The 23,264-nt window shown below is 72.6% G+C and carries 23 protein-coding genes; 13 read left to right on the forward strand and 10 right to left on the reverse strand.

All coding sequences use genetic code 11. The annotated features are described in order from the left end of the window. Positions 1-95 precede the first annotated feature (95 nt). From K7B10_RS41290 to K7B10_RS18735, 8 genes are read left to right on the forward strand one after another with little or no spacing between them, the layout of a single operon-like run. Positions 96-1,961, forward strand: a complete 1,866-nt coding sequence (locus K7B10_RS41290) for a WD40 repeat domain-containing protein (protein ID WP_229337295.1) — start codon at positions 96-98, stop codon at positions 1,959-1,961. After that, positions 1,958-2,653, forward strand: a complete 696-nt coding sequence (ribA, locus tag K7B10_RS18705; protein ID WP_229337297.1) for a GTP cyclohydrolase II RibA — start codon at positions 1,958-1,960, stop codon at positions 2,651-2,653. Before K7B10_RS41290 ends, ribA begins: the two co-directional genes overlap by 4 nt. Beyond that, positions 2,650-3,627, forward strand: a complete 978-nt coding sequence (locus tag K7B10_RS18710) for a formylglycine-generating enzyme family protein (RefSeq protein WP_229337298.1) — start codon at positions 2,650-2,652, stop codon at positions 3,625-3,627. Before ribA ends, K7B10_RS18710 begins: the two co-directional genes overlap by 4 nt. Next, positions 3,624-4,775 carry a pyridoxal-phosphate dependent enzyme gene (locus tag K7B10_RS18715; protein ID WP_229337300.1) on the forward strand — a complete coding sequence of 384 codons (1,152 nt, stop codon included), beginning with the start codon at positions 3,624-3,626 and terminating at the stop codon, positions 4,773-4,775. Before K7B10_RS18710 ends, K7B10_RS18715 begins: the two co-directional genes overlap by 4 nt. Next, a complete protein-coding gene (locus K7B10_RS18720) occupies positions 4,759-5,481 on the forward strand; it encodes a class I SAM-dependent methyltransferase (protein WP_229337302.1) in 723 nt (240 codons plus the stop codon). Before K7B10_RS18715 ends, K7B10_RS18720 begins: the two co-directional genes overlap by 17 nt. Positions 5,482-5,519: 38 nt before the next feature. Further along, entirely contained in the window at positions 5,520-6,476 is a 957-nt protein-coding gene (locus tag K7B10_RS18725; protein WP_229337304.1) for an isopenicillin N synthase family dioxygenase, read from the forward strand. Continuing rightward, positions 6,473-7,057: a serine O-acetyltransferase gene (locus K7B10_RS18730; protein WP_229337306.1), complete on the forward strand. Its 585-nt coding sequence runs from the start codon at positions 6,473-6,475 to the stop codon at positions 7,055-7,057. Before K7B10_RS18725 ends, K7B10_RS18730 begins: the two co-directional genes overlap by 4 nt. Continuing rightward, on the forward strand, positions 7,054-7,380 hold the full coding sequence (locus K7B10_RS18735; protein ID WP_229337308.1) for a hypothetical protein: 327 nt from the start codon (positions 7,054-7,056) through the stop codon (positions 7,378-7,380). Before K7B10_RS18730 ends, K7B10_RS18735 begins: the two co-directional genes overlap by 4 nt. Before the next feature lie 198 nt (positions 7,381-7,578). On the opposite strand, the gene hemB is transcribed toward K7B10_RS18735, so the two are convergent. Together hemB and K7B10_RS18745 are read right to left on the reverse strand one after the other, a co-directional pair. Continuing rightward, the gene (hemB, locus tag K7B10_RS18740) at positions 7,579-8,580 is read right to left on the reverse strand and encodes a porphobilinogen synthase (protein WP_229337310.1); all 1,002 of its coding nucleotides are present in this window, start codon (positions 8,578-8,580) and stop codon (positions 7,579-7,581) included. 42 nt (positions 8,581-8,622) lie between these two features. Beyond that, positions 8,623-9,045 carry an ATP-binding protein gene (locus tag K7B10_RS18745; protein ID WP_372481431.1) on the reverse strand — a complete coding sequence of 141 codons (423 nt, stop codon included), beginning with the start codon at positions 9,043-9,045 and terminating at the stop codon, positions 8,623-8,625. A 113-nt stretch (positions 9,046-9,158) separates the two neighbouring features. On the opposite strand from K7B10_RS18745, the gene K7B10_RS18750 reads away from it, so the two are divergent. Further along, positions 9,159-9,986, forward strand: coding sequence for a helix-turn-helix domain-containing protein (locus tag K7B10_RS18750; protein WP_229337312.1), 828 nt, complete (start codon positions 9,159-9,161; stop codon positions 9,984-9,986). Then, the gene (locus tag K7B10_RS18755) at positions 9,983-10,228 is read left to right on the forward strand and encodes a DUF397 domain-containing protein (protein ID WP_229337314.1); all 246 of its coding nucleotides are present in this window, start codon (positions 9,983-9,985) and stop codon (positions 10,226-10,228) included. Before K7B10_RS18750 ends, K7B10_RS18755 begins: the two co-directional genes overlap by 4 nt. Here the strand turns inward: K7B10_RS18755 and K7B10_RS18760 are convergent. The 6 genes from K7B10_RS18760 to K7B10_RS18785 form a co-directional block, all read right to left on the reverse strand. Then, positions 10,206-11,438 carry a HEAT repeat domain-containing protein gene (locus K7B10_RS18760; protein WP_229337316.1) on the reverse strand — a complete coding sequence of 411 codons (1,233 nt, stop codon included), beginning with the start codon at positions 11,436-11,438 and terminating at the stop codon, positions 10,206-10,208. The two genes, K7B10_RS18755 and K7B10_RS18760, sit on opposite strands and share 23 nt — an antisense overlap. 163 nt (positions 11,439-11,601) lie before the next feature. Further along, entirely contained in the window at positions 11,602-13,269 is a 1,668-nt protein-coding gene (locus tag K7B10_RS18765) for a bifunctional uroporphyrinogen-III C-methyltransferase/uroporphyrinogen-III synthase (protein ID WP_229337318.1), read from the reverse strand. Continuing rightward, positions 13,266-14,234 (reverse strand): hydroxymethylbilane synthase, encoded by a 969-nt coding sequence (hemC, locus tag K7B10_RS18770; RefSeq protein ID WP_229337320.1) that lies wholly within the window; start codon positions 14,232-14,234, stop codon positions 13,266-13,268. The genes K7B10_RS18765 and hemC overlap by 4 nt, the downstream gene beginning before the upstream one ends. Further along, positions 14,231-15,928 carry a glutamyl-tRNA reductase gene (locus K7B10_RS18775; RefSeq protein ID WP_229337322.1) on the reverse strand — a complete coding sequence of 566 codons (1,698 nt, stop codon included), beginning with the start codon at positions 15,926-15,928 and terminating at the stop codon, positions 14,231-14,233. Before K7B10_RS18775 ends, hemC begins: the two co-directional genes overlap by 4 nt. Further along, the gene (locus tag K7B10_RS18780) at positions 15,925-16,758 is read right to left on the reverse strand and encodes a redox-sensing transcriptional repressor Rex (protein ID WP_229337325.1); all 834 of its coding nucleotides are present in this window, start codon (positions 16,756-16,758) and stop codon (positions 15,925-15,927) included. The genes K7B10_RS18775 and K7B10_RS18780 overlap by 4 nt, the downstream gene beginning before the upstream one ends. A 273-nt stretch (positions 16,759-17,031) precedes the next feature. Then, a complete protein-coding gene (locus tag K7B10_RS18785; protein ID WP_229337327.1) occupies positions 17,032-17,310 on the reverse strand; it encodes a glutaredoxin family protein in 279 nt (92 codons plus the stop codon). 107 nt (positions 17,311-17,417) lie between these two features. Here K7B10_RS18785 and K7B10_RS18790 point away from each other — a divergent pair, with 107 nt between their 5' ends. The 3 genes from K7B10_RS18790 (at position 17,418) to K7B10_RS18800 (ending at position 21,093) form a co-directional block, all read left to right on the forward strand. Beyond that, positions 17,418-18,389 (forward strand): HAD family hydrolase, encoded by a 972-nt coding sequence (locus K7B10_RS18790; RefSeq protein ID WP_229337329.1) that lies wholly within the window; start codon positions 17,418-17,420, stop codon positions 18,387-18,389. Between the two features lie 411 nt (positions 18,390-18,800). Next, positions 18,801-19,616, forward strand: coding sequence for an ECF subfamily RNA polymerase sigma factor, BldN family (locus K7B10_RS18795; RefSeq protein WP_229337331.1), 816 nt, complete (start codon positions 18,801-18,803; stop codon positions 19,614-19,616). A gap of 280 nt (positions 19,617-19,896) precedes the next feature. Continuing rightward, positions 19,897-21,093: a DUF5667 domain-containing protein gene (locus K7B10_RS18800; protein ID WP_229337333.1), complete on the forward strand. Its 1,197-nt coding sequence runs from the start codon at positions 19,897-19,899 to the stop codon at positions 21,091-21,093. Between the two features lie 60 nt (positions 21,094-21,153). On the opposite strand, the gene K7B10_RS18805 is transcribed toward K7B10_RS18800, so the two are convergent. Next, positions 21,154-22,146: a lysophospholipid acyltransferase family protein gene (locus K7B10_RS18805; protein WP_229337335.1), complete on the reverse strand. Its 993-nt coding sequence runs from the start codon at positions 22,144-22,146 to the stop codon at positions 21,154-21,156. Further along, a complete protein-coding gene (locus tag K7B10_RS18810) occupies positions 22,146-23,225 on the reverse strand; it encodes an NAD-dependent epimerase/dehydratase family protein (protein ID WP_229337337.1) in 1,080 nt (359 codons plus the stop codon). The genes K7B10_RS18805 and K7B10_RS18810 overlap by 1 nt, the downstream gene beginning before the upstream one ends. Positions 23,226-23,264: the final 39 nt, after the last annotated feature.

Raw genomic sequence — 23,264 nt, forward strand, 5'->3', positions numbered from 1 at the left:
GCTTTTTCCGGCGGCCATTAGCGTGCATACAGGAAACTGGACACCCACCTCGTAAATCGGCCTTTCCGGACACCGAAGCAAAGGACAGAGACAGCGTGCGCACCATCTCCATCCCGAAATCGGGGACCGGACATTCGGCCCCGATCACCCACGTGGCCTTCAGCCCGGACGGTTCCCGCCTCGCGACCTCGTCCTACGACGGAACCGTGATCGTCTGGAGCACCGCCGACCCGGCCCGCCCCACCGAGACCGCGACGCTGCGCCACCGCCGCCTCGTCAACTCCTCGGCCTGGAACCCCGCCGACCCCACCCTCCTCGCGACGGCCTCCGCCGACAAGACGGTCGGCATCTGGCGCGTCCCCGCGCAGGGTCCGGCCACGCTGGTCAACGTCCTGGCCCGGCACACCGACGACATCAACTCGGTCGCCTGGCTGCCCGACGGCGAGCGCCTGATCTGCGTCTCCGAGGACGGCCGCGCCACCCTGTGGTCCGTACTCGACGGCACCTTCCTCACCGAGGTCGGCTCGCACGAGGCGCACTGCATGATGGTCTCCGTCAGCGTCGAGGGCCTGGCCGCCACGGTCGGCGAGGACGGCCTGGTCTCCGTCAGCGACCCCGGATCCGGCTCCGGCCCGGCGCGCAAGCGCCACTACGACTCCTCCATCGAGGGCTGCGCCTGGTCCCGGGCCGGCGACCTCCTCGCCGTGGCCCGCGACGACGGCCGCGTCGACCTGCTCACCCGCGAGCTGGAGCACGTGCTGACCGTCGAGGTGTCCAGTTCCGCCGCCCGCGCCGTCGACTGGGCCGAGGACGACTCCGCGTTCGTCGTCGGCGCCTACGACGGCTCCCTGCACTGGTTCGACCGGTCCGGCGAGCGCCTGCACACCGTCGCCGACCTCCGCGTGTGGCCCCGCTCCGTCGCCGCCGCCCAGGGCCTGGTCGCCGCGGGCTCCTTCCGCAACGCCCCGCACCTGTACGACATGGCCACCGCCACCGAGCTGTCCGGCCCCGAGCGCGCCACCCACGGCCCCAACGCCCTGGCCGCGCGCGGCGACGAGCTGCTCATCGGCGGGGACTCCGGCACCGTGTTCGCCGTCCGCATCGAGAACGGCGTCCAGAGCCGGGCCACCCCGATCGAGCTCACCGACGGCCCGATCCTGTCCCTCGCCACCGACGGCGACACGATCTACGCGGGCACCTACTCCGGCCACGTCATCCGCCACGACGGCACCCGCACCTCCAGCGAGCGCCTCGGCGCCCCGATCCCCTCCCTCACCCTCGACGGGGGCCGGCTGATCGCGGGCACCTACAACGGCGAGTTCCTCGTCCTGGACCCGGCCACGCTCCGGCTCGAAGAGCGCGTCGAGGCGCACGGCGGATCGGTGAAGTCCCTGGCCCCCGTCCCGGACGGCGGCTTCCTGTCCGCCGCCACCGACCGCACCATCGAGGCCGGCGCCGTGCACGGACGCACCAAGCTGTGGGAACACGGCAACCTCGTCAACGCGGTCGCCGGCCTCCACGGCCCGGGCGGCTCCGTCGTCGCCAGCGCCTCCCGCGACCACACCGTCAAGGTCGGCCGGATCACCCGTACCCGGGAGGGCGGCTGGAGCGCGGGCGCCCCGCAGACGCTGCTCGGCTCCGACGAGTCGGTCAAGTGCGTCTCGCTGCTGGGCGACCCCGCCAAGCCCACCGTCCTCGCCGGCTCCTACGACTTCAACCTCTACTGCTGGCAGGTCGACTGGGCCGACTCGGCGGGCACCCTCGCCTCCGGCCGCGTCCTCGCCGGCTTCGCCCAGGGCCTGTCCTGCATGCTCCAGCTCGCCGACGGGCGCGTCGCCGTGGCCGGGTGGGACGGCCGGATCGTCTTCGTCGCCGTCGACGAGTACGGCGCCCACATCCAGCACACCCTGCACATCGACGACATCGCGCAGAGCGCGGACCGCAAGCAGGTGGCCGCATGACGACCTCGGCCCGGACACCGGAAACCGACACGGAAGCCGTCACGGAAGCCGCCCCCACCACGGTCCCGGGGACGGTCCCCGCTGCGGTCCGGGCCCGCGTGCCCGTCACGCTCTCACGCGTCCGCGACCGCAGCGCCGACCTCATCACCTTCCACCACCTGCCCGACCCCGGCGAGCACTTCGCCGTCCTCGTCCCCGCAGCCCCCGGCGACGCCGCGCCGCCGCTGGTACGCCTGCACAGCGAATGCCTGACCGGCGACGTCCTCGGCTCGGCCCGCTGCGACTGCGGCCCCCAGCTCGACGAGGCCCTCCGGCGCATCGCCGACCACGGCGGAGCCGTGCTCTACCTGCGCCAGGAGGGCCGCGGCATCGGGCTCTACAACAAGCTCGACACCTACCTCCTCCAGGCACAGGACCACGACACCTTCACCGCGAACCGCATGATCGGCCGCGGCGACGACGAGCGCGACTACGCGGCGGCCGCCGCGATGCTCCTCGCCCTCGGCCTGACCCGGATCCGCCTGCTCACGAACAACCCCGACAAAGTCCGCGAACTGCGCGCCCACGGCATCGAGATCACCGAAGTGATCCCCACCGGCGTGTACGTCACCACGGAGAACTCCCGCTACCTGTCCGCCAAGGCCGAACTCGCCGGCCACACCATCGCCCTGCTCCAGGAGGCCGCGGCATGACGCTCTCACTCGAAGACCTGGCCGAATCCCCGCACTTCAAGGAGAACGCCGGCCTCGCCGACCCCGGCAGGCTGCACCCCGCCCGACTGCCCGGCACCACCCCCGAGGAGCTCGCCGCCGCCGTCGAGGACCCGGACCTGCCGACCGCCGAACGCCTCGCCGCCGGCCAGGTCCTCGGCCTGCTCGGCGATCCCCGCATCCCCTCCCCCGCCACCGGGGCGGGCCCCCGCACCCGCCACGTGTCCGGCGGCCGCATCCGCATCGGCCTCCCCGAGAACGAGGCCGGATACGTCACCAACGCCTGGGCGCACGTGGGCGTCGAGGAGTCCTGGATCCTCAAGGAGTGCCCCGAGCACACCGTGGAGATCGCCGACTTCTGGATCGCCACGTACCCCGTGACCAACGGGGAGTACCGCGCCTTCCTGGCCGACACCGGCCTGGAGGAGCGCCCCACCACCTGGTACCTGGGCGCCTACCCGTGGGACCGCTCCAACCACCCGGTGGCCGGGATCCGCCCCGAGCACGCCGACGCCTACGCCGCATGGCTCACCGAGCGCACCGGACACCCCTGGCGGCTGCCCACCGAAGCCGAGTGGGAGCACGCCGCCAAGGGACCCGAGGGCCTGCCCTACCCCTGGCCCGGCGGCTTCGACCCGGAGGCGGCCAACACCCGCGAGTCCGGCGTGCACACCACCACCCCCGTCGGCGCGTTCCCGGCCGGCCGCTCCCCGTACGGAGTCCACGACATGGGCGGCAACGTCGAGGAGTTCACCGCCGACGACTACGTCCCCTACCCGGACGGCCCCTACGTCGCCGACCACCTGGTGCAGACGATGGGCAGCTACCGGATCGCCCGCGGCGGCTCCTTCGCCCGCTTCGGCGACCTGACCCGCACCCGGCGCCGCCACGGCGCCTTCCCCGGGCCGCTGTACCCCGTCGGGTTCCGCCTCGCCACCGGCGAGCGGCCCTCATGACGACCGCCGTCCGCCCCGGGCCCGAGCCGGCGCTCGCGGGGCCGCAAACCGGCGGCCCCGAACCGGCCGAAGCCATCGGCCCCGATACCGCCGGACCCGAAGCCGCCGGACCCGACTTCGCCGGCATCCGCCGCGCCCTGGCCGACCGGGCCCCCGTCCTGGCCGACCTCACCCGGGCCTTCGCACCGCTGGAGGCCGAGGCCCACCGGCTGCTGCCGCGGCTCGCCGCGCTGCGCCCGGGCATCGGGGACACCCCGCTCGTCGCCGTGCCCAGCCGGGCGGGACGGGGCACCGTCTGGCTCAAGACGGAGGCCGCCAACACCTCCGGATCCGTCAAGTCCCGCACCGCGTACGCCCTGTTGTGCGCGGCCGTCGCCTCGGCGGGCACCCCCCGGGTACGGCTCGTCGAGTACTCGGGCGGCAGCCTCGCCGTCGCCCTGGCCGAGCTGTGCGCACCACTGGGCCTGGACCTGCACCTGGTGGCCCCGTACGGGGTGCCCGAACGGCTGCTGGACCAGCTCCGCCGGCACGGCGCCCAGGTCACCACGGCCCGCGAGGGCACCGGCTTCCTCGGCGCGATGGACGAGGCGGTCCGCGTGGCCGAACGCGAGGACCGGCACCTGCTGCTCCAGCACTGCGCGGCCGCCGGCGCCGCCCTGCACCGGGAACACACCGGCGCGGAGATCATCGGCCAGCTCTCCGGCTACGGGGTCGAACCGGCCGCCGTGGCCGCGGCCGTCGGCACCGGCGGCAGCCTCACCGGCACCGCCATGGCCCTGCGCGGCGCCTGGCCGGACTGCCGCCCCCTGGCGGTCTTCCCCGCCGAGGCCGTCTACGGCGACGAACGCGCCCCCACCGGGGCCCGCCGGATGAACGGCACGGGCGGACTGGGACACGGCCTGCGCCAGCCGCTGCTCGCCGCGTTCCCGCAGGACTACTTCAGTTTCACCGCCGTCGCCTATCCGCAAGCCCTCCAGGCCATGCGCCACCTGCGCCGGGAACACGGCATCGCCGTCTCCGCCAGCGGCGCGGGCGCCTGGCTCGGCGCCTCCGCGGAAGTCGACCAAGGCCCGCGAGGGCGCAACGCAGTCGCGGTCGTCGCAAGCCGCGGAACAATCGAGGAGTGGGAGCATGCCGCAGGAACGTGAGACATCCGCAGTCCTGACCGTCCCCGGCCACAGCGCCGCGGACGCGGAGCACGCGGAACGGAACTACTGCGGCTACCGCGAGGTCGTCCGCAACTCGTTCAAGCAGTGGTACAAGAACAACCGCGACTCCTGGTCGGGGACGACCACCAACGACCGCGTCACGCACTTCGCGATCGCGGCCGCCCCCACCGGCGAAGACCAGCCGGGCTCCGGCCCGGCCCGGGTCCTGGACATCGGCTGCGGCCGCGGCCTGCAGACGGCCTCCCTCGCCGAATGGCTGGAGGCCGAGGTCACCGGCCTCGACCTGCTCGACGTATGGGACACCCCCGACGTCAAGAACGGTTCGATCCGCTTCCACCAGGGCGACTTCCTCGCCTTCCGCGCCGAAGGCCTCGACCTGCTCGTCGACAACGGCTGCCTGCACCACCAGCGCCGCGAGGACTGGGCCCCCTGGGTGGAGCACGGCCGCAAGATGCTGCGCCCCGGCGGGGTCTGGGTCGTCAGCGTGTTCCTCAGCCCCGACGGTGAGATCACCCCGCACCCCCTCGCGGACGGGCGGCTGAACTGGTGGCTCACCGAGCGGCTCGTCACCGAGCTCTACGAGGCGAACGGCTTCCGCTTCACCGGCAGCCTCGAGATCGACCGCCACTTCGAGTACGAGGGCCACCAGCTCAAGTACCTGACCCTGTCCTTCGTCGCGGTCTGAGCGGCGCGGGAGGAGAGAAGAAAGAGGAGGTACCGGAGATGCTCAAGGAAATCGCACTCGACGACCGGGGCGACGACCAGCACGTCCGAAGCGCCCTGCGCGACGGCTTCTTCCTGGTGCGCAACACGGTGCCGGAGACCCTGCTGGACGAGGCGTACGCCATGCTCGGCGCGTTCTTCGAGCTGCCGGCCGAGCTCAAGGCCGACTGCCGGGTACCCGGCGCCAACGGGCAGTCCGGATACCTCCCACCCCTGGTGGAGCAGGGCGAGAAGGGCCGCACCCCCGACTGGAAGGAGCTGTTCCACTGGGGTGCCCCACTGCCCTCCGCGCACCCGCTGCGCGAGCGCTACCCCGCCCGCTACCCGCAGCCGTACTACCCCGATCACCTGATCCCCGGGATCGGCGCCGCCCTGGGCGAACTCCACCTGAGGATGTCCCGGTTCCAGCTCGACGTGGTCCGCCGGCTGGCCGGGGCGCTCGGCGCGGCCCCCGGCTACTTCGAGGAGATGCTGGAGGACGGCCCCGTCGTCAACCGGGCCACGTGGTACCCGCCGATGGAGCAGGCCCCGTCCGCGGACCACGTCTGGATGGTGGAGCACCAGGACTTCGACCTGATCACCGCGCTGCCCCGGGCCACCGCCGCCGGCCTCGAAGTCCTCATCGACGGCGAGTGGACCCCCGCCCGGGCCCCCGAGGGCTACTCGATCCTCAATGTCGGCATGGTCCTGGAACGGCTCACCGGCGGGCTGGCCCGCGCCGCCGTCCACCGCGTCGTCGCCACACCCGGCCAAAGCGGCGGCCGGCTCTCCATCGTGCAGTTCTGCCACCCCACCCCGTGGACGGTGCTCTCCGCGCTCCGCGGCACCACGGTGGACGGCGAGCCCGACCGGTACCCCGCCCTGACCGCACAGGACCTGTTCCAGCGCACGATGTACCGGATCAACCGGCTGGACTCCCAGCAGGCCGCCCCGCTGACCCCGGCGGCCCGGCCGTGAACGGCGCCGGAGCCGGCACCCCGCGGCGGATCGGGGTCCTGCGACAGATCCGCGAGGACCTCGACACGGTCGTCGCGCGCGACCCCTCCCGCCCGCGCCTGCGCGACGCGCTGCTCCACTCGCCCTGGCACGGGCTGGCCCTCCACAGGATCGCGCACCGCCTCCACCTGCGCGACCACCGCTTCGCCGCCGGACTGCTCACCCTCGCGGGACGGCTGCTCTCCGGCATGGAGCTGCACCCCGGCGCGCGGATCGGCCGGCGGGCCTTCATCGACCACGGCTTCGGCGTGGTCATCGGAGAAACGGCCCGCGTCGGCGACGACGTGACGCTCTACCACGGGGTGACCCTCGGATCGCGCGGCTGGTCCCGGGCGGGCGAGCCCGGCGTGCGCCGCCACCCCGTCATCGGCGACGACGTCCTCATCGGCGTCGGCGCCTCCGTACTCGGCCCGGTCACCATCGCCCCCGGCAACCGGATCCGCGCCCACTCCCTCATCCTTCGCGATCTCCCCGCCCCCGGCAGGGCGATCCGCATCGACCCCGTCCGAGAAGCCGCCCACCCCTCAAGGAGCACCGCATGACGCCGGCCACCCTCAGAGAGCGCACCCTCGAACTCGCCAAGGACCTCGACACGGGCGACTGGGCCCCCACCGACCTCGAACGCAGCATCGCCAACCGGCTGCTGACCGCCGCCCACCCGGTCGGCTGCATCACCGAGCACGCCGTACGGGACGCCGTGTGGGAGGGCTCCGAACCGCTGGCCCGGGTGAACGACGGCCGGCTCTCGCTCCTGCTCGCCGAGATCACGTACAGCCTCACCGGAAACGGCCGCGACGCCGCAGGCCTCGCCTCGGCCCAGGCCCTCCTCGCATCGGTCAACCGCCGGGGCCAGGGCGGCGCGTGACCTCGTGAGGGTTCGGCGAGGGGCTGCCGACGGGCGACGAGCCCCGGCGGCGCCCCTCGCCACGCCTTCAACCGTCGGCGTCGCGACCGACGGAACGTCGCGCTTGCGCGGGTCGGCGCGGTCGGGAGTCAACCTCCCTGTCCACGGCCCTGCGGGCTCGCCAGACGAGACCCGGCCCGGTGACCCGGGCGCGGCAGGTCAGCGGGTCTCGCGGAGCCAGCCCGCGACCTCCGTCGCCCAGTACGTCAGGATCGTGTCCGCGCCCGCCCGCTTGATGCCGAGCAGCGTCTCCAGGATGGCCCGGTCGCGCTCGATCCAGCCCTTCTCCGCCGCCGCCTCGATCATCGCGAACTCGCCGCTGATCTGGTACGCGGCGACGGGTACGTCCACCGCCTGCGCGACCCGGTACAGGACGTCCAGGTAGGGGCCGGCCGGCTTGACCATCACCATGTCCGCGCCCTCCTCCAGGTCGAGCGCCAGCTCCCGCAGCGACTCCCGCGCGTTCGCCGGGTCCTGCTGGTACGTCTTGCGGTCGCCCTGGAGGGAGGAGGCGACCGCCTCGCGGAACGGCCCGTAGAAGGCCGAGGTGTACTTCGCCGTGTACGCGAGGATCGACACGTCCTCGTGCCCCGTCTCGTCGAGCGCGTCGCGGATCACGCCGACCTGGCCGTCCATCATCCCGCTCGGGCCCACCACGTGGACGCCCGCGTCGGCCTGGACCTGCGCCATCTCCGCGTACCGCTCCAGCGTGGCGTCGTTGTCGACGCGCCCGTGCTCGTCCAGGACCCCGCAGTGCCCGTGGTCGGTGTACTCGTCCAGGCACAGGTCGGACATGATGACGAGGTCGTCACCGACCTCCGCCTTCACGTCGCGGATGGCGACCTGGAGGATCCCGTCCGGCTCGGTGCCGGCCGTGCCCAGCGCGTCCTTGTTCTCGTCGGCCGGGACCCCGAAGAGCATGATCCCCGCGACGCCCGCCTCGACCGCCTCCACGGCGGCCTTGCGCAGCGTGTCGCGGGTGTGCTGGACCACGCCCGGCATCGCCGAGATCGCCAGCGGTTCGGAGATCCCCTCCCGGACGAAGGCGGGCAGGATCAGGTCCGAGGGGTGCAGCCGGTTCTCCGCGACCATCCGCCGCATCGCCGGGGTGGTGCGCAGCCGGCGGGGCCGCGAGCCGGGGAAGGATCCGTACGCGCTCATACTCAGTCGCCTCTTCGAGCCTGGACAGCAGTCGCTTCCAGCCTAGGGGGTGTCCCGCGGGTGACCCGTCACGGCCAGCTCGCACCACACCACCTTTCCGGGCCTGCGCGGCCCGACCCCCCACCGCTCGGCGAGGGCCGCCACCAGCAGCAGCCCCCGCCCGCCCTCGGCCCCCGGATCCCTGTCCGCGATCCGCGGCCGCCCACCCCCGCTGTCGGCCACCTCGACCCTGACGAGGTCCTCGAAGAGCAGCAGCCGCAGCCGGTAGTACCGGCCGGGCGGGACGCCGTGCAGCAGGGCATTGGTGGCGAGCTCGCTCACGCAGAGCAACAGGTCGTCCCGGCGGCGTGTGACACCCCACGCGTCAAGTGTCACCGCCGCGAACTCCCTGCTGGAGCCGATGGATTGGCGGCTGCGGGGGAAGTACCGCTCACGCAGCATGGCCGGATGGATTTCCACGTTCACGGGGTGATCGTCGCGTTGCGTGACTAGCGTGAGCGAGACGAGCAACCCGTACTCCTTCACGTGTACGGGTTGGTACGGGTATCTCGTGTGCACGGGCGGGGAGTTCAACAGACATGCGAGCACGAACGCGGGCCCCGAGGCCCAATGCCACCGCGATGAAGATGGTCGGCGCCCAGGTCGGCGCGGCGCGCATCGCCAAGGGAATGACCCAGCGCGCCCTCGCCGAGGAGCTGCACATAGACGTCGAGACCATCGCCTCGATCGAGCAGGGCCGACGGGCTCTCATGCCGAACGTCGCCGAGCAGATGGACCGGATCCTCGGTCTGCCCGGAATGCTCTCGATCGCCGCGACCAGGATGCCGGAGGTCGACATGGTCCCGGCCTGGGCCGAGGAGTACATGGAGCGCGAGGCAGAGGCCCTGGCACTGTCCTGGTTCGACACCATGATCGTGCCGGGCCTACTCCAGACCGAGGCCTACGCCCGCGCAGTGTTCGGCTGCCGCGTCCCCTTCGTCGGGGAGGAGAAGATCGAGCTCCAGACCGCCCATCGGATGAAACGCCAGGAACTGCTGCGCCGCCCTGTCCCGCCCACCCTCAGCTTCGTCGTCTGGGAGGCGGCCCTACGGGACCGGATCGGCGGACGCGAGGTGTACCGAGAACAGATCCGCCATCTGCGCGCCTGCGCCGACCGCCCGGCCATCTCATTCCAGGTCCTTCCCCTGGGAGTCACCGCACAGGCAGGCCTCGCGGGCCCCTTCACGCTGCTGGAGACACCGGAGTTCCAGCACCTCGCGTACTCCGAAACCCAGCGCGGCAGCTCCCTCGTCAGGGACCCGAACGAGGTCAGCATCCTCGCCCAGAAGTATGCGATGCTGCGGTCACAGGCCCTCAACTTCGCAGAGACGAATGACCTGTTGGACCGGTTGCTAGGAGAGCCATGAGCACCCCACTGATGTGGTTCAAGTCCAGCTACAGCAGCGACGAGGGCGGCCAGTGCCTGGAAGTGGCCTACGCCTGGCGGAAGTCCTCCCACAGCGGCAGCGAAGGCGGCGCCTGCGTCGAAGTAGCCACCTGCGGCTGCGCCGACACGATCCACGTCCGTGACTCCAAGGTCGCCGACGGGCCGACGCTCAGCCTCACCCCCGCCGCCTGGGGCAGCCTCACCCGTTGGGTTCGTTCCTGAGGCGCCAGCGCCACAGCCCGTCGGGCCGCGTGTCGTGTTCGAACTCCGGGCCCAGTGGGCCCACCCGGGCGTAGGCCTCCGCCGTCCGGGGGTCGTCCCGTAGGGCCAGGCCGTAGGCGGCGCTGAGCCGAACGTCCTGCTCCTCGGCGTCGAGGAGCTCCGCCAGCGCCTCGGTGACCTCCGGCGAGCGGTCGGAGCCGCGGGCGGTGGCCCGCACGGCCCGGTGCCGGACCTGCTGGTCCGCGTCCCGGAGCAGGGCGAGCAGCACCGCCCTGTCCGGCTCCCCGAGCTCCTCCCCGCCCAGCACTCCGGCCGCCGCCGCCCGTACCCCCGCGTCGGGGTCCCGGCCGAGATCCCGCACCACCCGTGCCGTCTCCGGGTCCAGCGGCCGGTCGAACATCCACGGCACCCGGCTGCGCACCCGGGGGTCCGGATGCCCCGTGTACCGCAGCCCGAACTCCCGCGACTCCGGAAGGTCCTCCTCGGACACGAGCCGGAGCACCCTCGCCAGCACCCCGGCGTCCCGTTCCGTGGCGGCCCAGCCGGGGAGCAGCTCGGCGCGCCGCTTCTCGTACCAGCGGTGGTGCGGGGTCACGCCGGACGCCAGCGCGTCCAAGGCGAGGAAATCGGCGACGAACGCCCGGTACGCGGGCGAGGGGTGTCGGTGGAAGGCCACCACCTCCCGCCACGTCTCCGCGCTCCGCCGCGACACCAGCACCCAGCGGGCCGCCGAACGGTCGACGTGCTCCTCGGCCCCCTCCCCGTCCCCGTACCGCACGGCCCGGGCCATCAGTTCGCCGACCGGGGCCAGGATCCGGTGCCGCCACTCCAGCTGGGTCAGAATGGCCCCGTGCCCGCCCCGTACGGTCCGCCCGCCGAGGGTCACCTCCTCGACGCGGTCTTCCGTGCCGTCCCGCACCCACCGGGTGTCCGCCGGGCCCGCCATCCCCGTCAGCCGCCGCAGCTCCCCCTCCGCGCCCCGCTCGTACCACCACCTGGCGGTGACGAGCAGCCGGTCGCGCTCCGCCTCCGGCAGTGGGGCGGGGTGCTCGTCCAGGAGCGCCGACACCACCGCCGGGGAGCCCCCTTCGACGGCCCGCAGCAGCACCCGGTCCGGGTCCGCCCCGGCCGAGACCAGCGCCTCGACGGTCTCCACCGCGTACGCCGCGACCGCCGCACACAGCGCCGACAGCCCGTCCCGCTCCTCCATCCGTCCTCCCTCGTCCGGCGGCGATCCTCGCCCGACGGCGGCCGACGGACAACCGGATTACCCCCGGCCCGGGAAAGGGCACGGGAACAGGAAGGGGCCCGGGTGCGATGTGCACCCGGGCCCCTTCCCGTGGCCCGTAACGGGCGGACCCCGTCTAAGCCGCTCACGTCGTGCGACGGCGCCGCGCCCCCGGCCGGCGCTCGCTCGGCCGCGACACCGACTCGCCGGCCTCCTTGGCGGCCTCGCGGCGGGCCTCGCCGTACTCGGCCAGGGCCTCCGCCAGCTTGCTCACGCTCGGCTCCGGCGACAGGACGTCGACCCGCAGGCCGTGCTCCTCGGCCGTCTTGGCCGTGGCCGGCCCGATGCAGGCGATGACGGTGACGTTGTGCGGCTTCCCGGCGATGCCCACCAGATTGCGCACCGTGCTCGACGACGTGAAGAGAACGGCGTCGAAGCCGCCGCCCTTGATCGCCTCGCGGGTGTCCGCCGGCGGCGGCGACGCGCGCACGGTCCGGTAGGCGGTGACGTCGTCGACCTCCCACCCGAGCTCTATCAGGCCCGCGACCAGCGTCTCGGTCGCGATGTCGGCGCGCGGCAGGAAGACGCGGTCTATCGGGTCGAAGACCGGGTCGTACGGGGGCCAGTCCTCCAGCAGCCCGGCCGCGGACTGCTCGCCGCTCGGCACCAGGTCCGGCTTGACGCCGAACTCGACCAGCGCGGCGGCGGTCTGCTCGCCCACGGCGGCGACCTTGATGCCCGCGAAGGCCCGGGCGTCGAGCCCGTACTCCTCGAACTTCTCCCGTACGGCCTTCACCGCGTTCACGCTGGTGAAGGCGATCCACTCGTAGCGTCCGGTGACCAGCCCCTTCACGGCCCGCTCCATCTGCTGCGGGGTGCGCGGCGGCTCGACGGCGATGGTCGGCACCTCGTGCGGCACCGCACCGTAGGAACGCAGCTGGTCGGAGAGCGAAGCGGCCTGCTCCTTCGTGCGCGGCACGAGGACCCGCCAGCCGAACAGCGGCTTCGACTCGAACCAGGCCAGCTCCTCGCGGCGCGCGGCGGCGCCGTGCTCACCGACCACGGCTATGACCGGCCGGGCGCCCTCGGGCGACGGGAGCACCTTGCCCTGCTTGAACACCTGGGCGATGGTCCCGAGGGTGGCGTTCCAGGTCCGCTGGCGCGTCGTCGTACCGGCGACGGTCACCGTGAGCGGGGTGTCGGGCCCCCGCCCCGCGGACACCAGCTCGGCGGCCGCGCTCGAGACGGTCTCCAGCGTCGCCGAGACGACGAGGACGCCGTCACTGGCACCCACCTCGCTCCAGCAGCGCGCGGAGGCGCTGCGCGCGTCCACGAACCGCACGTCGGCACCCTGGCCGCCGCGCAGCGGCACCCCCGCGTACGCGGGCACACCGACCGCGGTCGCGACACCGGGCACCACCTCGAAGGGGATGCCGTCGGTCGCGCAGGCGAGCATCTCCTCGGCCGCGTTGCCGTCGAGCCCGGGGTCGCCGGTGACGGCACGGACGACCCGCCTGCCGGAGCGCGCGGCCTCCATGACAAGATTGGCGGCATCTCGGATCACCGGGACACCGGCGGCTGCTGACACTTCGTCAGCAATCGTCAGCTGTGGCGTGTCCACTCCCGCGCGCGCATGCGTGCGTACGACCTCGAGCACCTCGGGCTCCGCGATCAGTACATCCGCGGCCGCGAGCGCCTCGACGGCGCGGAGCGTCAGCAGACCCGGGTCACCGGGGCCGGCACCGAGGAAGGTGACGTGCCCGTGCGCGGCGGCGACCGGAAAAGCGGAGGTGGTCGGACGTGAGGGGTTCAAAGCGATCGCTCCCCCATCAGACCGGCCGCGCCCTTGGCCAGCATCTCGTCCGCGAGTTCGCGGCCGAGCGCCATGGCCTCGTCGTACGACTGGGGCACGGGACCGGTGGTGGACAGCTGCACGAGCGTCGAGCCGTCGAGGGTTCCGACGACGCCGCGCAGGCGCATTTCATTGACAACCTGGCCGTCGGCCAGAAGATCGGCGAGCGCGCCCACGGGCGCGCTGCAGCCGGCCTCCAGGGCGGCGAGCAGGGAACGCTCGGCGGTCACGGCGGCCCGGGTGTTCAGGTCGTCGAGCTCGGCGAGCGAAGCGATGAGCTCCGCGTCGGACGCGAGGCACTCCACGGCCAGGGCGCCCTGGCCCGGAGCCGGCAGCACGCTGTCCACGGACAGCAGGTCGGTCGCCTCGTCACCGCGGCCGATCCGGTTCAGCCCGGCGGCGGCGAGGACGACGGCATCCAGCTCGCCGTCGCGCACGAACCCGATCCGGGTGTCCACGTTCCCGCGGATGGCCACCGTCTCGATGCGCTTGCCGAGGGCGCGCGCGTAGTGGTTCAGCTGCGCCGTGCGGCGCGGCGAACCGGTACCGATGCGGGCACCGTCGGGCAGCTGCTCGAAGGTCAGCCCGTCACGGGCGACGAGCGCGTCGCGCGGGTCCTCCCGCAGCGGCATCGCCGCGATCACGAGTTCCTCGGGCTGCGCGGTCGGCAGGTCCTTCAGCGAGTGGACGGCGAAGTCGACCTCACCGCGCAGCAGCGCGTCGCGCAGCGCCGTGACGAACACGCCGGTGCCGCCGATCTGCGCGAGGTGCTCACGGGACACGTCACCGTACGTCGTGATCTCCACGAGCTCGACGGGCCGGCCGGTGATCGCCCGCACCGCGTCGGCGACATGGCCGGACTGGGACATGGCCAGCTTGCTGCGCCGCGTGCCCAGCCGCAGGGGCTGGTCGAGACGTGGATTCATGATGCCCGTCCTGAGTCGTCGTTCTTGTCTGCCGCATCCGCCCGGCTGACGGAGGCCACCGTCTGCGGGTCGAGATCGAAGAGTTCGCGCAGCGCTTCCGCGTACCCGGCGCCGCCGGGCTCGCTGGCGAGCTGCTTGACGCGCACCGTCGGCGCGTGGAGGAGCTTGTCGACGACGCGGCGCACGGTCTGGGTGACCTCGGCCCGCTGCCGTTCGTCCAAGTCCGGGAGCCGTCCGTCGAGCCGCGCCACTTCCATGGCCACGACCTCGGCGGCCATCGCCCGCAGGGCGACGACGGTCGGCGTGATGTGCGCGGCCCGCTGCGCGGCGCCGAAGGCGGCCACCTCTTCGGCGACTATGCCGCGTACGGCGTCCACGTCGGCCGCCATCGGCGCGTCGGCCGAGGCCTCGGCGAGCGACTCGATGTCGACGAGCCGCACGCCCGGGATCCGGTGCACGGCGGCGTCGATGTCGCGCGGCATGGCCAGGTCCAGCAGGGCCAGCCGTACGGGCGCCACGTCGACCTGGCTGCGGGCGCCCCTGCGGGGCTGCCGCTGCGCGGCGGCCTCGCCCTGGTCGGCCCATGTGCCGTGCAGTTCGAGTGAGTTGGCGTCGACCCCGGTGAGCGCGGCCCGGCCGTCCCCGGCGAGCACCTCGACGGGACACCCGTCCCGCTCGCCGGCCCCGGGCACGATGGTCCGGGCGACCCCGCCGTCGGTGAGCCGCACCCCGGCCGCCGCGGCGGCGGCGAGCCGCGCCACGACGTCCGCGTCCAGCCCCGCCGGCGTGTGAGGCGCGGAGTCCGCGGCGGAGCCCCGGGAACCGGGAAGGGCCGGGGAGGGGAGGAGCCCCGCGGGGCCCACCGCCACGGCCGCGGCCACGTCCTCGCCGGTCAGCACCAGACCGGTGGCACCGGTACACGACACGACCACGTCAACACGTGTCAGCTCGTCGACCACCGAGGCCATCGGAACGGCCCTGGCCACCACCCCAGTGCCTGAGGCAACCAGAATCTCGACCAACCGCTCCGCCCGCTCGGCGGTCCGGTTCGCCACTACGACCTCGGCGACGCCCACCCGCGCCAGCGTCGCCGCCGCCAGCGAGGACATCGACCCGGCGCCGATCACCAGCGCCCGCTTGCCCTTGGCCCACACGTCCACCGACAGGTGTACGGCCAGCTGCTCCAGCCCGAACGTCACCAGCGACTGCCCGGCCCGGTCGATCCCCGTCTCGGAGTGCGCCCGCTTGCCGACGCGCAGCGCCTGCTGGAAGAGGTCGTTGATCAGGCGCCCGGCGGTGTGCAGCTCCTGCCCCAGCGCCAGCGCGTCCTTGATCTGTCCGAGGATCTGGCCCTCGCCGACCACCATCGAGTCCAGCCCGCACGCCACCGAGAACAGGTGGTGCACCGCCCGGTCCTCGTAGTGCACGTAGAGGTACGGAGTGAGCTCCTCGAGCGCCACCCCGCTGTGCTGCGCGAGCAGCGTCGACAGCTCGGCGACACCGGCGTGGAACTTGTCGACGTCCGCGTACAGCTCGATCCGGTTGCACGTGGCGAGCACCGCCGCCTCCGTCGCCGGCTCCGCGGCGAGCGTGTCGTGCAGCAGCTTGACCTTGGCATCGGCGGACAGCGAGGCACGCTCCAGCACGCTCACCGGCGCGCTGCGGTGGCTCAGCCCTACGACGAGCAGACTCATGCCGGCATCACCGCCGGAACGTCGCCCTCGGGGCCGTTCTTGCGTGCGACGGCGGCGGCCCGCCCGGCCGGCGGCTCGACGGCCGCGGCGGGGGCCGCACCGGAACCGGCGCCCGGGACCTCGGCGACGCCCTCGCCGCCGGGCACGGAGGCACCGGCCGCCGCCTCCTCACCCGCCTTGCGCTGCTCGTGGAAGGCCAGGATCTGCAGCTCGATCGACAGGTCGACCTTGCGCACGTCCACGCCGTCCGGCACCGACAGCACGGTCGGCGCGAAGTTCAGGATGGAGGTGACACCGGCGGCGATCAGCCGCTCGCTCACCTGCTGGGCCGCGCCCGCCGGGGTCGCGATGACGCCGATGGAGACGCCGTTCTCCTCGATGATCTTCTCGAGGTCGTCGGTGTGCTGCACCGGCATGCCCGCGACCGGCTTGCCGGCCATGGCGGGGTCGGCGTCGATCAGCGCCGCGACGCGGAAGCCGCGCGCGGAGAAGCCGCCGTAGTTGGCCAGGGCGGCGCCGAGGTTGCCGATGCCGACGATGACGACCGGCCAGTCCTGGGTCAGGCCCAGTTCGCGGGAGATCTGGTAGACGAGGTATTCGACGTCGTAGCCGACGCCGCGCGTCCCGTACGAGCCCAGATAGGAGAAGTCCTTGCGGAGCTTGGCGGAGTTGACTCCGGCCGCCGCCGCGAGCTCCTCGGAGGACACCGTGGGCACCGATCGCTCGGAGAGCGCGGTGAGGGCGCGCAAGTACAGCGGAAGCCGGGCGACAGTGGCCTCGGGAATACCTCGGCTGCGGGTCGCCGGTCGGTGAGTTCGGCCAGTTGCCACGATGCTCCTGCGGGATGAGCGGGGCTGCAGGCGGTCACTTGTCCCAAGACCGCCCCGTCGAATGCAGGCTATGTCTTTGTGAACGCGTGCACAAAGATTGTGTCCGCTTTGTCCGAGCAAAGTGACCGGGGTCACGCGGCTCGGGTGTGCAGGACGGGAACCCACAACACGCCGAACCCGTTCAAATCCCGAGGGGGGCAAAACGGTACACACTCCTCATCGATACGCCCCCGAGACCCCACAAATCGCCCATGATGGTAACCGGCCGGAGGCTCAGCCCTCCAATGCGCGGCGCAGCCGGTCCGGGTTCACCCTCCAGAAGGTGTGCTGTTCGCCGTCGACCAGCACCACCGGGATCTGCTCCCAGTAGAGCCGATGGAGCTCCTCGTCCTGCGAGATGTCCTTCTTCTCCCACTGTGCTCCGACTTCCGCGCAGACCTTCTCGATCACCTCCTGGGCGTCGTCGCACAGATGGCACCCCGGCTTCCCGACCAGCGTGACCAACCGCTCGCCGGGACGCTTCTTTTCCTTACGGCGCAGCAAAGGGCTCATGCCCCCATTCTCCCGCGCCGCCGCGTAACACCGCGGCACCGAAGAGTTCACGCCCCCGGCATCCCGCGGGTTCGGGAACTCCCGAACACAATGGCTATGCTCGCGTCATGGCCGCTCTGGGATGGCTCACCCCCCGTAGGCGCTCCGCGACCGCGCGGAGCGTGCTGGCAGGCGAGGCCTCGGCCGAGGCCGCCCGCAAGACCGCGCAGACCCTTGACGGCGCCGACAGCGCGGACGGCACCGCCTCCGCCGACGGCGTCGACGCGGACGCCGGACCACCGGCCGAGCCCGAGTTCCCCGTCGCCGGTGATGACCTCGCCGCCGCCTTCTTCGACCTCGACAACACCGTCATGCAGGGCGCCGCGATCTTCCACTTCGGACGCGGCCTCTACAAGCGCGAGTTCTTCCACCGCCGCGAACTCGCCCGCTTCGCCTGGCAGCAGGCCTGGTTCCGGCTCGCCGGGGTCGAGGACCCCGAACACATGCAGGACGCCCGCGACAGCGCCCTCTCCATCGTCAAGGGCCACAAGGTCTCCGAACTCATGTCGATCGGCGAGGAGATCTACGACGAGTACATGGCGGAGCGGATCTGGCCGGGCACCCGCGCCCTGGCCCAGGCCCACCTCGACGCCGGCCAGAAGGTCTGGCTCGTCACGGCCGCGCCCGTGGAGACCGCCACGATCATCGCCCGCCGCCTCGGCCTGACCGGGGCCCTCGGCACGGTCGCGGAGTCCGTCGACGGCATCTACACCGGCAGGCTCGTCGGCGAGCCGCTGCACGGGCCCGCGAAGGCGGAGGCGGTCCGCGCGCTGGCCGCCGCCGAGGGACTCGACCTCGAACGCTGCGCCGCGTACTCCGATTCGCACAACGACATTCCGATGCTGTCGCTGGTCGGACATCCGTACGCGATCAATCCCGACACAAAACTGCGCAAGCATGCCCGGGCACACGACTGGCGGCTGCGCGACTATCGGACCGGCCGCAAGGCCGTGAAGGTCGGCGTCCCGGCGGCCGCCGGGGTCGGCGCGATCGCGGGCGGCGCGGCCGCCGCGATCGCCCTGCACCGCCGCCGCAAGTAGCCCGCGGCACCCCATCGCGGGCCCGCCACCCGGGGCCGCCGCCTGCACCGAAGCCGTCCGGCCGTCCGCCGGGCGGCCTTTCGCGTCCCTCGCGACCGGCTGCGCGGCAGGCATTCCCCCACCTCTACCCCCGCGCCCGGCGCGGCACTCCCGCATGCCCGACTCGGTCGCGAGCCAGCGTGGAAGCGTCCATTCCGCGCGCCCAACCGATCAAGAAGCGATCACCAATAGCGACCGAATGTGCCTTCGACACGGAACAGAAGTGTCGGAATCGGTGATTTGAGCAACTGGGTGTAGCGCTGCCTGTACGAAGCGTTATTCTCCTCAAACGCATGCCACCGGCCATCTGTCGCCACGACGGGTGAACGGTCCCGCACTGCACGTGATGGAAGCTCTGCCTCTGGGAGTCCCGTGTACCCACCTGTCGGGGTTGACGCCTCGGGCCTGGCTACGCTGCGCGCAACGGTCCTCGACCACCTGCGCGGCTTCGTCCCCACCGCGTACGCCGTCCCCGCCTTCGCCGCCGCGGTCCCTGCCGGCCTCGGCCCGGCCGGTCCTTGCTACGCCCTGACCGACGGCGGAGCGACGGTGGGCAGACGCGGTCGCGCGGGAGGAGGTGCCGGCACCGCCGCAAGCGGAACGAGCGCGCCCGCCGCCCGCCGCCCCACCGCGGACAGCGACCAGGCCCGCATGATGGACCTGGTCGAACGCGCCCAGGCCGGCGAGGCCGACGCCTTCGGCCGGCTGTACGACCAGTACAGCGACACGGTGTACCGCTACATCTACTACCGCGTCGGCGGCAAGGCGACCGCGGAGGACCTCACCAGTGAGACCTTCCTGCGCGCGCTGCGCCGCATCTCCACCTTCACCTGGCAGGGCCGCGACTTCGGCGCCTGGCTCGTGACGATCGCCCGCAACCTGGTCGCGGACCACTTCAAGTCCAGTCGCTTCCGCCTGGAAGTGACCACGGGCGAGATGCTGGACGCGAACGAGGTGGAACGATCCCCCGAGGACTCCGTCCTCGAGTCCCTCTCCAACGCCGCCCTGCTGGAAGCCGTGCGCAAGCTCAATCCCCAGCAGCAGGAGTGCGTGACCCTGCGGTTCCTCCAAGGCCTGTCGGTCGCCGAGACCGCACGGGTGATGGGAAAGAACGAGGGCGCCATCAAGACGCTCCAGTACCGGGCGGTCCGCACCTTGGCCCGCCTGCTGCCGGACGACGCCCGCTGACCTCCGCGCCGCGCACCGCCACACCCGCGCCCTGCCCGGACCCCCCGCACCTTCCACCCCTCCTGACAATCCACACAACCGGTGACCCCTCGATGACGCTGTGGTCCGATCATCCTTCGTCCGTAACCCAAGTGCCGCGCCGCTCGTTGTGCGGAATGCAGGCTCCCTGTGGGCACGCCCTGCCCGAAGCCGCTCACTCGAAAGTGTGGATGTGCTCAAGGAAGGCAACCTTCCGGACACCTAGGGGAGTCGATCGTCATGACGAGAGGAGGTGCCGCCAGTGATCGCGAACGTGACTCCGCACCGGCGGGCGAACGCCTTCGCCCAGGCCCTGGAGGATCGGACCCCATCCGACCTTTCGGAACCGGACCCGGCGGCCGAGCAGTCCGAGGCACCTGCCGAACCTGCCGACCACGACCGGTTGTTGGCCCTGGCGAGCGCGCTCGGCGAACGTATGCCGCGCCCGGTGCTGGACCCCGAGGTCAAAGTGGTGCAACGAGCCCAGCTCGTGGCCGCCATGGAGGCCATGGTGATGGAAGAGAGGGCCGGGGGCGGTGCCGCCTCGGACCCTCAAGTGCCCGAACAGCGGACCGGCCGCGGCGCCCACCGGGCGACCTCGCTCCGGAAACTGCGGCCCCGCTCCCGCTGGTCCAAGGGCATCGCAGCGGGCGGCCTCACCGTGGGTGTGGCCGCGGGGGCCTTCAGCGGCGTGGCCGCTGCCAGCACGGACGCCCTGCCCGGTGACTCCCTCTACCCCGTCAAGCGGGGCATGGAGGACCTGAAGCTCGGGATGGCCGACGAGGACGCGGACCGGGGCGAGCTCTACCTCGACCAGGCCTCCAACCGCCTGTCGGAAGCCCGCAGGCTGATGGAACGCGGCCGGTCCGGCGCCCTGGACCACGAATCGCTCGGCGCGATCCGCCGGGCCCTGGACGGCATGAAGCACGACGCGGCCGAGGGTCACCGACTGCTCCAGGCGGCCTACGAACGGGACGGCTCGCTCGGCCCGATCCAGACCCTGTCGTCCTTCTCCCGCTCCCACCGCGATGCGTGGGGCCGGCTCCGGGAGAAGCTCCCGGCGCAGCTCACCGATGTGGGCGGGGAAGTCGAGTCGGTCTTCCAGGCCATAGACGATGACGTGGCGCCGCTGCAGGGCCTGCTCCCGAAGCCCCCGGAGCAGACCCGCGGCACGGGCGCCCCGGCCAAGCCGAGTGCTCCGGCCGGGCAGCACCAGAGCGCACCGGCGGCGGGCACGCCCTCGGCCAGCCCGACCCCGCCCGCGACCGCCGGCGGCAAGCCCTCACCGGCCCCCGGCGGCCTCCTGGGCGGCACGGGGGACCTCCTCCACCCGCCCACGGGCCAGAACACCCCGGCGCCCTCGTCCTCCCCGGAGCGCGTGGCACCGGAGATCACCCTCCCGCCCCTGCTCCCGGGCCTCCTCCCGGGCCTGGGCATCCAGGCGGAGGACACCGAGTAACACCGCACAAAGCGCAGGCCCTCACCCCGACGGGATGAGGGCCTGCGTCGTACCGCGACATCAGAAGAACACGGACCGCCGCTGCACCAAGAGCTTGTACAAGGTGTGCTGGATCTGTTCGCGGACCTCGTCCGTCAGGTTGAACATCAGCATCGGGTCCTCCGCCGCCTCCGGCGGGTAGCCGTCCGTCGCGATCGGCTCGCCGAACTGGATCGTCCACTTCGTCGGCAGCGGCACCGCCCCCAACGGTCCCAGCCAAGGGAACGTCGGCGTGATCGGGAAGTAGGGGATCCCCAACAACCGGGCGACGGTCTTCGCGTTGCCGACCATCGGGTAGATCTCCTCCGCCCCCACGATCGAGCAGGGCACGATCGGCGTCCCCGCCCGCAGCGCCGTCGACACGAACCCGCCGCGCCCGAACCGCTGGAGCTTGTAACGGTCTCCGAACGGCTTCCCTATCCCTTTGAAGCCCTCCGGCATCACCCCGACCAGCTCACCGGCCTCCAGCAGCCGCTGCGCGTCCTCCGAGCACGCCAGCGTGTGCCCGGCCTTGCGCGCCAACTCGTTCACCACCGGCAGCATGAACACCAGGTCCGCCGCCAGCAACCGCAGGTGCCGCTGCGCCGGGTGGTGGTCGTGGACCGCCACCTGCATCATCAGCCCGTCCAGCGGCAGCGTCCCCGAGTGGTTCGCCACGATCAGCGCACCGCCCTCGGCCGGGATGTTCTCGATGCCCTTGACCTCGACCCGGAAGTACTTGTCGAACAGCGGCCGCATCAAGGACATCAGGACCTGGTCCGTCAGCTCCTTGTCGTAGCCGAACTCGTCGACCTCGTAGTCCCCGGTGACCCGGCGCCGCAGGAACGCCAGCCCGCCGGCGATCCGCCGGTCCCAGGCCGCCCCGCCGGACTCCACCGCGGCGGGCTCCGCCACGGCCGCCTCCACGGCCTCCGCCACCGGTTCCGGAGCGGGCACCGCCCGTACTCTGCGGCTCCCGGCGACCCGCCGGCGCGGCCGGTCCTCGTCGAACGGAATGACCTTGGCGTCCGCCACTATCGCTGCGCTCCCTCTTCGGCTCCGGCAACCCCGACGTTCAAGCTGTCCACCTTCAGCGCGGCGGCGACCCGGTCCACGACCTGCCCCGCCTGCTCCGGCGGCAGCAGCCCCTTCCCGCGGCTGCGCGCGAAATCGGCGAACGTCTCCACGGTCGTGTACATGGGCTTGAATCCCAGCACGTCCCGCATCTGCGAAGTCTCCACGACCCGCCCGTGCGTCAGCAGTCTGATCTGCTCCGGCGAGAAATCGGTGACGCCCACCGCCCGCAGCGCCGACCCCACCCACGTCACCGCGGGCAGCAGCAGCGGCACCGTCGGCCGTCCCAGCCGGCGCGCGCACTGCGACAGCAGCAGCACCCCGTCCCCCGCGATGTTGAAGGTCCCGCTGTTCAGCGTCCCGCGCCCGGGCTCCCCCGCCGCCAGCCGCAGCACGTCCAGGACGTCGTCCTCGTGCACGAACTGGAGCCGCGGGTCGTAGCCCAGCACCGTCGGCATCACCGGCATCGAGAAGTACTCGGCGAGGGCGGAGTCCGCGTACGGCCCCAGGATGTTCGCGAAGCGCAGCACGCACACCGCCACGTCCGGCCGCCTGCGCGCGAAGCCCCGTACGTACGACTCGACCTCGACGGCGTCCTTGGCGAAGCCTCCCGCCGGCAGCGACTTGGGCTGCGTGGTCTCCGTGAAAACGGCCGGATCCCGCGAGGCGCCCCCGTACACGCTGGTACTGGACTTCACCACGAGCCGCCGTACCGTCGGAGACTTCTGGCAGGCCCCGAGCAGCTGCATCGTGCCGATGACGTTGGTTTCCTTGACGGCACTGCCCGTGCCGCCCGCGCCCGCGCCGCCGCCGGTCACGGCGAGATGGACCACCGTGTCCACGGCGTGCTCGGCGAGCACCCGGGCGATGGACGACTGCCTGATGTCCGTACGGATGAACTCCGCCGACCCGAGCCGGTGCGGCGGCGCCACCGCGTCGACCGCGATGACCCGAGCGACCTCGGGATCACGCTGGACGCGCCGCACGAAGCGGCCCCCCAGCTGCCGGGCAGCCCCGGTAACGAGCACGACCTTCCCCACGAGCTCCGCGCCTTCCTCGTCGTCCCCCGGCTACACCGC

Origin of the sequence: Streptomyces flavotricini (assembly GCF_020639365.1) — a bacterium.
GTDB classification, from domain to species: domain Bacteria; phylum Actinomycetota; class Actinomycetes; order Streptomycetales; family Streptomycetaceae; genus Streptomyces; species Streptomyces flavotricini.